The sequence below is a fragment of the Cytobacillus solani genome (genome assembly GCF_006704205.1).
Taxonomy (GTDB): Bacteria; Bacillota; Bacilli; order Bacillales; family Cytobacillaceae; genus Cytobacillus; species Cytobacillus solani.
Map to the genome: position 1 here is coordinate 4,178,811 of NZ_CP041305.1, position 11,688 is coordinate 4,190,498.

Annotated in this window: 13 protein-coding genes, 1 pseudogene and 1 riboswitch; of the genes and pseudogenes, 10 read left to right on the forward strand and 4 right to left on the reverse strand. The window is 36.0% G+C overall.

What is annotated here, in order from left to right; translation table 11 throughout:
- Positions 1–56 precede the first annotated feature (56 nt).
- Genes FI644_RS20975 through FI644_RS20985 form a run of 3 tightly spaced genes read right to left on the reverse strand, consistent with a single transcriptional unit; the run spans position 57 to position 2,003 of the window.
- Positions 57–767: a hypothetical protein gene (locus FI644_RS20975; protein WP_142108800.1), complete on the reverse strand. Its 711-nt coding sequence runs from the start codon at positions 765–767 to the stop codon at positions 57–59.
- On the reverse strand, positions 764–1,642 hold the full coding sequence (locus tag FI644_RS20980) for an ATP-binding cassette domain-containing protein (RefSeq protein WP_053476294.1): 879 nt from the start codon (positions 1,640–1,642) through the stop codon (positions 764–766). The genes FI644_RS20975 and FI644_RS20980 overlap by 4 nt, the downstream gene beginning before the upstream one ends.
- A complete protein-coding gene (locus FI644_RS20985; protein ID WP_053476293.1) occupies positions 1,635–2,003 on the reverse strand; it encodes a GntR family transcriptional regulator in 369 nt (122 codons plus the stop codon). Before FI644_RS20985 ends, FI644_RS20980 begins: the two co-directional genes overlap by 8 nt.
- Positions 2,004–2,569: 566 nt before the next feature.
- Between FI644_RS20985 and FI644_RS20990 the strand changes: the two genes are divergently transcribed.
- From FI644_RS20990 to menC, 3 genes are read left to right on the forward strand one after another with little or no spacing between them, the layout of a single operon-like run.
- Entirely contained in the window at positions 2,570–3,721 is a 1,152-nt protein-coding gene (locus FI644_RS20990; RefSeq protein ID WP_053477549.1) for a M20 peptidase aminoacylase family protein, read from the forward strand.
- Positions 3,718–4,545, forward strand: coding sequence for a GNAT family N-acetyltransferase (locus FI644_RS20995; protein ID WP_231690082.1), 828 nt, complete (start codon positions 3,718–3,720; stop codon positions 4,543–4,545). The genes FI644_RS20990 and FI644_RS20995 overlap by 4 nt, the downstream gene beginning before the upstream one ends.
- Before the next feature lie 24 nt (positions 4,546–4,569).
- Positions 4,570–5,676: an o-succinylbenzoate synthase gene (gene menC, locus FI644_RS21000; RefSeq protein ID WP_056687201.1), complete on the forward strand. Its 1,107-nt coding sequence runs from the start codon at positions 4,570–4,572 to the stop codon at positions 5,674–5,676.
- 424 nt (positions 5,677–6,100) lie between these two features.
- Here the strand turns inward: menC and FI644_RS21010 are convergent, their stop codons facing one another.
- A complete protein-coding gene (locus FI644_RS21010) occupies positions 6,101–6,727 on the reverse strand; it encodes a LysE family translocator (protein ID WP_056684954.1) in 627 nt (208 codons plus the stop codon).
- A gap of 190 nt (positions 6,728–6,917) precedes the next feature.
- Positions 6,918–7,018: riboswitch (purine riboswitch) on the forward strand.
- A gap of 87 nt (positions 7,019–7,105) precedes the next feature.
- On the opposite strand from FI644_RS21010, the gene FI644_RS21015 reads away from it, so the two are divergent.
- The 7 genes and pseudogenes from FI644_RS21015 (at position 7,106) to FI644_RS21045 (ending at position 11,673) form a co-directional block, all read left to right on the forward strand.
- On the forward strand, positions 7,106–8,275 hold the full coding sequence (locus tag FI644_RS21015; RefSeq protein WP_142108801.1) for an MFS transporter: 1,170 nt from the start codon (positions 7,106–7,108) through the stop codon (positions 8,273–8,275).
- A gap of 55 nt (positions 8,276–8,330) precedes the next feature.
- Positions 8,331–8,888 (forward strand): hypothetical protein, encoded by a 558-nt coding sequence (locus FI644_RS21020; protein ID WP_053476289.1) that lies wholly within the window; start codon positions 8,331–8,333, stop codon positions 8,886–8,888.
- Between the two features lie 118 nt (positions 8,889–9,006).
- Entirely contained in the window at positions 9,007–9,216 is a 210-nt protein-coding gene (locus tag FI644_RS21025) for a hypothetical protein (protein WP_056684951.1), read from the forward strand.
- Positions 9,217–9,492: 276 nt separating this feature from the next.
- Positions 9,493–9,756, forward strand: a pseudogene (locus FI644_RS21030) (DinB family protein); the annotation flags it as partial.
- A 38-nt stretch (positions 9,757–9,794) separates the two neighbouring features.
- On the forward strand, positions 9,795–10,277 hold the full coding sequence (locus FI644_RS21035; RefSeq protein ID WP_053476287.1) for an HXXEE domain-containing protein: 483 nt from the start codon (positions 9,795–9,797) through the stop codon (positions 10,275–10,277).
- A 222-nt stretch (positions 10,278–10,499) separates the two neighbouring features.
- On the forward strand, positions 10,500–10,862 hold the full coding sequence (locus FI644_RS21040; protein ID WP_142108802.1) for a VOC family protein: 363 nt from the start codon (positions 10,500–10,502) through the stop codon (positions 10,860–10,862).
- Between the two features lie 433 nt (positions 10,863–11,295).
- Complete coding sequence (locus FI644_RS21045) at positions 11,296–11,673, forward strand: VOC family protein (RefSeq protein ID WP_056684945.1); 378 nt, start codon at positions 11,296–11,298, stop codon at positions 11,671–11,673.
- The last annotated feature ends 15 nt before the right edge of the window (positions 11,674–11,688 follow it).

Consider the following 11,688-nt stretch of genomic DNA (forward strand, 5'->3'; position numbering starts at 1 on the left):
TCGTCGTAAGCAAAAAGAAAAGACATCATATGGTGCCTTTTCTTTTTTTGTTTAATTTAAATACTAAAATTTAGTTTTGTGCATCTTTCAAGTGGGCCGTTTCTCATTATAAAATAGGATAAGACAATCAGAAGACAAGAAATGCCAGCTAAAATATGAACAAACGCAAGATGCTCGTTATTCACGAATTCGATGAATGGGATAATTTCCCCTAAAGCTATATAGGAGATGGCAAGGACGAGAAGAAATGTTGCACCGATCATTGTTCGTACTGTACCAAAGTAGAACCAGAAGCTGCTAACAAATAATCCGATACCGAAAAGAATGATCCCCCATAATAAATCGATCCAAGGATAAAGAAGGGGACTACCGCCATTAACTAAATCGCCCATATGAATTAATGAAGTCGATATAATCCCCTGATTAGATAAATAATCAGTAAGGTAATAGAAAAAATTTAAGATGAATGTGGTCATTAGTAGAAATAATCCAATGTTTGCAATAGTGCTGAGTAAAAACTGTTTTCTCGTACCGCCTAAAGAAAGCGTGTATTTATATGCTTTTGTATAAGCTAAGAAAGGGTAGTATATATACAAGCTATAATAAGGTCCAAAGCTTGCGCCAATTGTAAAAGTATCGTGTGATGACAATATCTTGCCTATAATTAGATAGACAATGGATAGGACCACGGTGGCCCCAGTCAAAATATAAAATTGGATACGCAAATCTTCGAAAATGACACGAAATGGTCCTTTAAATGTATTCATTTACGTTTTGCCTCCTTATTTCTCTTTGTAATATTAACTAGATAGTCCTGTAGAGGTGCTTTCTCAATATTGATATTCATCTGGGCTGCCGTTGAAATCCATTCCTCATTGAACGGTTCATCTAACATGACACTTAGCTGATTGCCTAATTTGCGCTGTTCTAGGATTCTGCTTCGAGCGGTTAGAGGTTCAATTGAAGAGGCATCACCAGTTAATAAGATTCCGAGCATTTTCATATGCTCTGTCTCATCATAATGGGTAATCGTTTGTTTATCTACAATAGCAATTTTTTCACAAATCGGTTCTATTTCATCAATATGGTGGGAAGATAAAATAAATAAACGTGGATGCTCTTCATGCGTATCAAGCAGGGCATCGTAAAAAACCTTTCTCATATATGCATCGAGACCATTCGTCGGTTCATCCATGATTGTAATGGGGGACTTACTTGCTAATCCAATCACCATCGTTGTCATCGTCTGCATCCCTTTCGAAAAACTTTTTATTTTTTTTCTTCTTGGCAATTCGAACCTTTCAACGAGCTCTTCTGCTAAATCTTGATCCCAGTTCTCATTGAAATACGAAGCGAACCGAAGTGCATCGTTCACGTTCCAAAACTCAGAAAAGGGGTGATTTTCTTGCAAATAGCTAATATATTTCATGCCGTCGCTATTATTATAAGGTGAAAGATTTTTCACGAGTATTTGGCCTGTATCAGGTTTTTCTTGTCCGGAAAGCAATTTCATTAACGTTGTTTTCCCTGCACCATTTCTGCCCCATAAGCCGACAATGATTGGTTCTTCCTCAAGTAAATTGACATTTGTTAGCGCAGGTGTATGCCCATATGAAAATGATAAATCCTTTACATTAATCATTTGAGTCCTCCTTAATAAAATGAATAATCTCCTCTTCCGTTAAATGAATCCGCTTAGCTTCATCTAACATTGGCTGAATATACTGCTTATAAAAATCCTGTTTGCGTTTAGCAAGCAACATCTTTTTGGCACCTTCTGCAACAAACATACCAACACCCCTTTGTTTAAATACAAGGCCAGCATCAACAAGAATCGCTAAACCTTTTTGTGCAGTTGCTCGATTGATCTGATAGAACTTTGAAAGCTCAGTTGTCGAAACGACTTGATCTCCTTCTTTTAACTGTCCATCAACGATATCATCAGCAATCATATCTGCAATTTGCTGGAAAATTGGTTTTGAATCATCAAAAGTAGACTTCACATTTCTCTCCTTCTTTTCATTTATTGTTGATCGGTTGATTACTTGTGTAATCAACTATAACATAAATGGAACTAAATTGAAAACTTTTTTTACAGAAAAATAGAAATTGGGTGTGGAAGGTTGATTTAGGAGGAGGCAAGGTCTTTTTGCTTAAGGGGAATCGAATTTATTTTAGGAAAAGTAGGAAAGCTCACTCATGAATTCTTCTGGTTCCATGATGCGAATAGGCTGTTATTTTCCTGCTTCCGAGAGGTAAATAAATTTTCATGCGTTCACGATGGACGATATACAGACGCTTTTGTTTCGACAAATACTGGTTTTACTTTACTAGAGTGAAAGAGAACCCTTGCATAATGAACTCCACTATTTTAAAACAATAATAGTCGGTTAATTTTCAGAATAGTCATTGTATTAATGGTGAAAATATGTTAGGTTTTTATAAACGAAGTAAAAACTTCATAAAATTAAAATATAAAGTACAAACTGCGTTTCGGGGTGAAAAAAGAAAAGATTATTATGAAAAACGAGATGTTGCCACTTTTTTATTAAGTCAGGGGGAAGTTAGATTGAAAGAATATGTACAACTACTAAAACCGGAAATGAACGAACTATTTACACACTTACATCAAAATCCTGAACTTAGCTGGAAGGAATATAAGACAACGGAGCATTTAAAGAGTTTTTTAGAAGAAAAAGGCTTTCAAGTACAAACTTTCGCAGATTGTCCAGGACTTGTTGCAGAAGTGGGGGAAGGCAGCCCTTGTGTGGCATTAAGGGCAGATATGGATGCACTATGGCAGGAAGTGGACGGTAAATTTCAGGCGATACATTCCTGTGGTCATGATGCCCATATGACAATGGGGATGGGTGCAATTCTCCTTCTTCAAAAAATCGGTTTTCCAGCAAATGGGAAACTTAAATTTATCTTTCAGCCAGCTGAAGAAAAAGGCACCGGCGCATTGAAGATGATCGACCTAGGTGTAGTAGATGATGTGGATTATTTATACAGTGTCCATCTTAGACCGATTCAAGAGCTTCATAATGGGTATGCCTCTGCGGCTATTTATCATGGGGCAGCTAGATTTTTGACAGGAGAAATCATTGGGGAGGACGCACATGGAGCACGTCCCCACCTTGGTCAGAATGCGATTGAAATTGGTGCTTCACTTATTCATGAAATAAATAATATCCATTTAGATCCAATGGTGCCTCACTCAGCGAAAATGACGAAATTTCATGCAGGTAGTGACTCTGGGAATATTATTCCAGGAAAGGCAGCTTTTAGCCTAGATTTACGTGCGCAAACGAATGAAGTAATCAATGAATTGACTGAAAAAATCTTAAATATAACAGAATCCTTAGCAAAATTATATGGAGTAACAATTACATTAGAGACGGGAGCAAACGTTGCAGCAGCACACGTTAATCTGGAAGCAGTTAGTTTTATGGAAAAAGCCATCACCGAGGTGCTCGGAGAAGAACATTTGACCCCTCCGATTATTTCGAGCGGGGGCGAAGATTTCCATTTTTACACATTAAAGAAACCTCATATAAAAGCAACCATGCTTGGCTTGGGGTGTGATTTACAGCCAGGCCTTCATCATCCCAAAATGACCTTTAATATAGAAGCCATATACGCTGGAATGGAAATACTGGCAAAAACGCTCATACTCACTTTGGAAGAAAATCGTGAAAATCGAATGGAGGAGTCACGGTGAATTCGGAAATTGAGATTAGGATTTTAAAAACAGCAGCTGATATGAATCTTATTCAAAAATTGGAGCGTGAGATTTGGAATATGGATCCACTTCCGGTTCATCAAACCATCACGGCTTCGCAAAATGGCGGTCTGCTGCTTGGTGCATTTCTAGAAAATGAGCTGATTGGTTTCAGCTATGGTTTTGCAGGATTTCAAAAAGGCAAAGGATATTTATGTTCGCATATGCTTGGCATTGATCCGAAGCATCGAGATAAAGGAATTGGCGCTCTGTTAAAAGAGAACCAAAAAAGATTTGCATCAGAGCTTGGGTATGACTTAATTACTTGGACATTTGATCCGCTTGAAAGTAGAAATGCTTATTTAAATCTATCTAAATTACATGCTATTTGTTCCACTTATGTTGAAAATTGTTACGGGGAGATGGAAGATAACTTGAATAACGGACTTCCATCGGATCGATTAAAGGTAGAATGGTGGATTACTAGCTCACATGTTAAAGAACCAAATGTCATTGAATATAGGAAAAAGCATAGCCCTTTTCAGTGGCGAAAGACAGAGGAGGGTTTTCCGGAACTTGTACCATGTGAAGATATAGAGTTAATTCCTGAGAGTAGAGACGAACCGATCCTCGTCCCCATCCCGGCAAATTTTCAAACAATTAAAAAGCAGAATCATCAGCTTGCTTTGAATTGGCGCTTAACGATAAGAAAAGTTTTGCCATTACTATTTGCTAAAGATTATGCGATGGTTAGTTTATTGAAAGAAAAAAAGGAACTAGTCCATTATTATGTATTGGTTCCAAGAGAGAAACTCAAATTTTAATAATGGATAAAGGTGGTTATGATGGTGAAAGTGACAGAAGTTGTTTTACGTCAGATGAAAATGAGAATGAAATCCCCGTTTACAACAAGCTTTGGAACATTCCAGGATAAAGAATTTCTTTTACTAGAAGCGAAGGATGAAAACGGTCTAAGCGGATGGGGGGAATCTGTAGCCTTCCATTCCCCTTGGTATAATGAAGAAACGTTAAAAACGAATTGGCATATGCTTGAAGACTTTATTATTCCCCATCTATTAAATAAAGAAATCTCACACCCTGACGATGTGTCAGGCATGCTTTCAACCATACGGAAAAACAATATGGCAAAATCCACATTTGAAGGGGCTGTCTGGGAATTATATGCCAAGCAAAAGGGGATTCCCCTTGCAAAAGCACTCGGAGGATCGAAAAGCCAAATTGACGTTGGGATTAGCATTGGCATACAAAATACGTTCGATGACTTGCTGAGTCTTATTGAAGAATATGTAAATGAAGGCTACAAGCGAATGAAGGTGAAGATCAAGCCAGGCTGGGACGTAGAGGTTATGAGAGAGGTCAGAAAGCACTTTCCAAAGGTTCCTCTTATGGCTGATGCTAATTCTGCTTACCGACTGAAGGACATTTCTTTATTAAAACAACTGGATGAATTTGATCTTATGATGATTGAACAGCCGTTAGCCTCGGATGATATTATAAACCATGCTGTCCTGCAAAGAGAAATCAGTACGCCGATATGTTTAGATGAAAGCATTCATTCCTATGAAGATGCCAGAAAAGCAATTGAATTAGGCAGCTGCAAAATTATCAATATAAAAATTGGCCGAGTTGGTGGGTTAACAGAGGCAAAGAGAATTCATGATCTTTGTCAAGAACTTGGTATACCGGTATGGTGCGGCGGGATGCTTGAGGCTGGTATCGGACGTGCCCATAATATTGCTTTAACTACTCTTTCTAACTTTATCATGCCAGGTGATACAGCAGCATCCTCAAGATATTGGGAAAAGGATATAATTGAACCAGAAGTTGTGGTCGAAAACGGAATGATTACAATACCGGAAATGCCTGGTATCGGTTATGACCCCAATTTGGAAACGATTAAGCAATTTACTGTTTTTGAGAAGACGTATTCTTAATATCAAAGAGAAGGATAGAGAGGAATACTCTGCCGATCCTGGCTCTAGCTAATGAGATTTCTCCAGTCTTTGGTATGTTAATGTTCATTTTATAATTAGGAAAAATCTATAATACGGCAGTTGGCATGTTATATGCATTCACCGCAAGATTTGTAAAGAGAGAAAGCCAAAAGTTCAATTTATTCGTTACTGTATTTGTTTTTGCTGGTTTCGGTGCCAGCTTCATCGGCTTTATTACATTAGTCAGTACTGTTTATCCTCTAACAGGGTACTTAGGCTTTATCCATTCTTTATTCCTGGATAATGAAGATAAGAAAAGGGAAGCATATAGATTCTGAGATTAATATGACATAAAATAATATCAGTCCAAGGCTGTTCCAAGAAGGAATCTATGGACAGCCTTTTATGTTGTAATTTCTCCTGACTATCGGCTCTGAAACGCGACTTTTAGACCAAGACTAATATAGATGACTCCTACAATCCTGCTGCTCCAATGGCCAATCCAGGATATTCGCTTAACTAAGCGACTTAAAAGCTGTATACTCATTGCTACTATCGTTGTGTAAATTGCTCCTAATAGTACGAAGATCAATCCAAGAATCAAAAACTGTAGAAAAGATGAGCCTTGCTCCGGATGAACAAATTGCGGCAAGAATGACAGAAAAAATAGTGCTGTCTTTGGATTTAAAACTTCTATGAAGATTGCTTGGCTATAAGTATTTGACGTTTTCTTCTGAGAGTCATTTGGTAATTGAAGATCTGTTGGCTTTTCTAAAATCGCCCTTAACCCTAGGTAAATTAAGTAGACTGCTCCAATAATTTTTACGAAATTAAAAGCAAGTGATGAAGTCATCAATATGGCTGAGAGTCCAATTGCAGCAAATAGTGTATGAATAATATCCCCAGTGGCGATTCCAAGACCTGCAATAATTCCTGCTTTACGGCCACTTTGTGCTGTACGAGTGGCGATAAGTATAACGGCTGGACCGGGTATTAAAAATAAACCAATAACAATAACTATGAATGTACTTAACGTAGAAAGAGTGAACAATTTAATCTCCTCCAGTCGGTATTTCGAATGTTGGGAATATTGTATCAGTAAATTCTTGATTACGTAACCGATTATGATAAGCAAAAATTTATTTTTGAATAATCGAGAGTAGTATATATACTGAATTTGGTGTAGAAAGAATGTTTTACTTGAAAAATAGAAGGATGCGTAGTAATATGTACAAAGTGATCACAATTAATATAATATAACCTGTATAACCTCAAGAATATGGCTTGAGGGTCTCTACCAGGAACCTTAAAAATCCTGATTACAGAAAATGAATGAATCATTTTTTGTAATCTGGATTTTTTTGTTTTCTAAAAAAGACCTTCAAGCCTATTTCTTTTAGATTCCATTAGAAAGGATGAGTAATAGATTATGAATTTGAAAATCTTTATTTTAGCCTTATCCACTGTTGCAGTTGGGTTGGTTGAATTAGTCGTAGGCGGGATCTTGCCGACGATCGCTGATGATTTTAACATTTCAATAAGCGCTGCCGGACAGCTGATTACCGTGTTTGCTCTAATATATGCTATTGCCGGACCTGTTCTGCTTGTATTAACGAGTAAAGTAGAGCGTAAGAAACTATATCTAACTTCTTTATTTATCTTTTTCCTTGGTAATGTACTAACATATTTCAGTCCTAATTTTACCTTTATGATGATCGCAAGGGTGCTAACCGCAACAAGTACTGCATTAATCGTTGTACTTTCTCTAACGATTGCAGCGAAAGTTGTTGCTCCAGCTCACCGTGCAAAGGCTCTTGGGCTTATTTATATGGGAATTAGTTCGTCACTTGTGCTTGGTGTACCATTAGGTATCTTAATTTCAAATACATTTGGATGGCGTATCATATTCCTTGGAATCGCCGTATTATCAATTGGATCAATGGTGTTGATTTCCCTATTTTTGGAGCGTATTCCTGGGGAAAAAACGATTCCACTTACACAACAATTAAAAGCAGTTGCCAGTGCAAAACTTGGCAGTGCTCATCTGGCAACCTTATTTATGCTTGCCGGACATTATACACTTTATGCTTATTTCACGCCATTTTTGGAAACAAATCTTCATTTAAATTCGAATTGGATTAGTATTTGCTATTTTGTATTTGGAATCGCAGCTGTAAGTGGAGGAGCATTTGGTGGAACACTTTCTGATTGGATTGGTCCACATAAAAGTATTATCATTGTCATCAGTGCATTCGCTATCGTTTTAAGCTTATTGCCATTTACGACTTTCTCACTTGCCTTATTCATACCAGTGATGATGGTTTGGGCTGCATTAAGTTGGAGCCTCGCCCCACCGCAGCAAAGCTATTTGATTCAAACGGATCCTGTAACGTCAGACATCCAGCAAAGCTTTAATAATTCCGCATTGCAAATCGGGATTTCTCTAGGATCGGCAATTGGCGGAATCGTGTTAAACCAAACCGGCACCGTTTCAAGTACGGCCTGGTTTGGAAGTGTCATTGTTATTATCGCCTTACTATGTGCTGTATTTTCTTTGACAAGACCTACAATGGCAAGGGAAAACACAACTGCCGCCTAGACTTTCCTATCGTCTGATGTTAGATTAGAAGAATATGGATGGTGAAATACAACTCATGGAAAAAGTGCTTAATGACTACAAGCATATAGAGATCATGTATCTATTTACCAATGAGTCAGTTCTGGACTTTTACCCGAAATTTGGTTTTAAAAGAACAGATGAAACGCTTTATAGTGTAGAAGTGCAGCCGAGAAGGAATAGTAATCCACCTAAAATTCGAGATTTAATTTTTATTTACGAATGTACTAAAAGAAGGCAACCTTCATCTCATTTCGAAACGAAAGAGAATGAAGAACTGTATATGTTTTACGCAATGAAGGTCTTCGCAGAGGATGTGTACTACCTGGAGCAGGAATCGGCTATTGTTATCAACGAGACGGAAGGCACAACTCTTCATCTTTATGATGTGATCTCTAGTAAGCAAGTAAATCTAGAGAGGATAATAGATCAATTGAGTACAGATACGACATCGAAAGCAGTATTTCATTTTACACCCGATCTTGCTGGCGTTCATAAGGAGAAATCTGAAAACGAAAATGTTCTTTTTATTAGGAACACTGGCAATCTTGAATTTCCTATGTATTTTAAACATCCAATTACCGCACAGGCATAACAAAGTAATCTCTGAACTTGAAAATCTATAGATAGTTGTAAAAAGTTGTACCAAAATTTTCAATTTATTTTCTCCGCTGATAGTAAAAATCGGCTAACATTAGAGCAGGGGGGAAAATATGTTAGCTAATATTGGTGTACCTAGTTTAGTTCTAGTGGTTAATATTATTCTTTTGATTGTTGGCTTATTTATTCTGTATTTAGTAGTTTCAACAGCAGTCAGAACTGGTATTAACAAGTCTGTGGTTGGTCAATTAATCGAAAAAAAGTATGGAGTCGAAGAGAACAAAAAATCATTTCTTGATCGTGATTTAAATAATGATAAGTAGACCGGTTTATTAAGCTAGCTAAGCTAGCCTTGCTACACATAGAATCTAAGCTGCCATTATAGGTAGCTTTTTTTGAACCAAAATTAAAGAGTAGGTATTAAAAAGAGTAGGAATTATTTGTTTCTAATAATAAATAAATGTAGGAAATCAAGTGTTTGAAGATTTCCAATTTTACCTTTAACATTTAAGGGTAAAATATAAGGTTGTTCCATGAAGGATTAAAGAACTCGTTTGTTGAAGTTATTGTACTTAAGGGGAGGTCAATCATAAAGAGGATTAGAATTAGGGGACAAGGCAAGAGAAAAAATAAAAAAACATTCCCTTCATTATTACATAGATGAATTATCTCAAGTTAGAGAAAAGACCTTAACATTCCTTAAATCGAAAAAGGATATCTGGTTATTTGAAGAAAACTGCTGGGGGAATGGTGTTCCTTATAATAATTACTACCTCTGGTTTCACGTGATGGAAGATGAGATTAGCCATCGCGGTCAGATTAGAACCATTAAACGGTTACTTAAAAACGAGTTGATTTCATAGTTTAACTGTTAAGGGAAGAAAGGAAAAGAGGTAGTATTATGAAAAGTTATTATGCTATTTTCTTTTGTTTAGCAATCACATTACATAATCTAGAAGAAGCATTATGGCTCCCTCAATGGTCTCAAATAGGATTTTTTATACAAAAGCCTGTCACACCAAATGAATTTCATTTTGCAGTACTTATCATTACTTCACTTGCCTATTTAATTACTTTTCTTTATTTAAGTTTTCCTGATGCAAATCTATTAAAATGGGCATTTATTGGATTTTTGGGCTCTATGATTTTTAATGCCATTTTTCCACATTTGATTGCTACCATTTTTTTGAAAACTTATGCTCCGGGTCTTGTTACAGCCTTATTATTAAATATACCTATTAATACCGTCATCCTTTATAAATTACAAACGTCAAAGCATATTACGATAAAGGAAGTTCTGATTTCTACAATTGTTGTAGGAATTCTATTAATAGCAATGATTCCTCTTTTGTTTACACTTGGAAACAACATAATCAATTATTAATTTTATTTAAACTACATTAATGTTTAACAGAGCATAATAAAGATTAGAATAATTTTTAATATTTAAGAACGCGCCTTTTTTAAAAAGAATCATTTAATCGAGGAAGATTAACAAGAAAAATTGAATCCTTATGGTTATGATAGTATGGTGTTTGTGAAAGATTATTCGTTAAACTAACTTGGCAGGATATTTTTTAAATTATATTTAATGGGAGGTCAGACTATGAGAATAAAAGGTTTCGGTGGAGTTTTTTTGAGATCAAAAGATATTGATGCATTAAAAAATTGGTATAAAGAAACACTAGGAATTTCGATGGGAGATTGGAATGGAACTGTCATCAAACCAGATGCTGACAACGAAACGATCTTTTCTTTCTTTAATGAAGAAAGTGATTATTTTCCTGAAGAACAATCTGTAATGTTAAATTTTCAAGTAGAAGAAATTGAAGCTTGGATGGAGCATTTCAACAGAATTGGAATACCTCTTCTTAAAGAGCCTGAAAAAAGCGAGTATGGAACATTTATTTGGATTTCTGATCCAGAAGGGAGATGGATTGAAATTTGGGAGAAAAAATCACTTAATTAAAAATTGATACACTATTCACTTCTTATGCTAACGTGGACGTTAATTAAAGAAGAATTAAATGTTTTTTAGTTTGAGAACTTTTTTTAGTTATTCAACAAAAGGTCGCGATTGATGAACAAGAAGTAAAGGAGTGTTTTTAGTCCCAGATGATGGGGAATCATACTTATTTTAAGAATTTAAACAGGCAGACAAAATTTCTGCCTGTTTTTTTAATGCCTATTATTTGTTAGAATTTTCTACTAAAATGAGTAAAGAATACTCTTTGATAAATTGGAGATTGGAGTTAAAGGATAGAATGGCTATAGTAATAAGATTTATCGTCGAAATTTTACTTAGTGTTTGGTAGATTAGTGGAATGCGGCTGTAAATAAAAGGATTTTAATGTAGAAAAAGCGAAATAAAAATAGATTATATATTTAATGGAGGGAAGGGAATGAATCAACCACTTTTGAAAGGGATGGAAGGTGTATTTATACCTGTCAAGGATCCTAAATTATCATCAAAATGGTATGAAGAAAATCTTGGATTTAAATTAATCTATCTTGAGGAAGAGGCTGCCGTGATGAAGATTGCGGAAGAGTCCCAAACGGTAGTATGTCTTGTGCGAACGAATAACCATCAGCCAATGAAATTTCCTGAAAATGACTTTGGTGTTGGTAAATACTATAACTTTATTCCTCGAGACATTGATGTGACATACAGAGTGTTACTTGAACAAGGTGTCAAAGTGAATCCGATTGGTGGAGAAGGATATACTAAGTTTTTCACTTTTTATGACCCTGACGGAAATCCATTAGGTGTATGCCAATGAATTGCACTGGTGTCT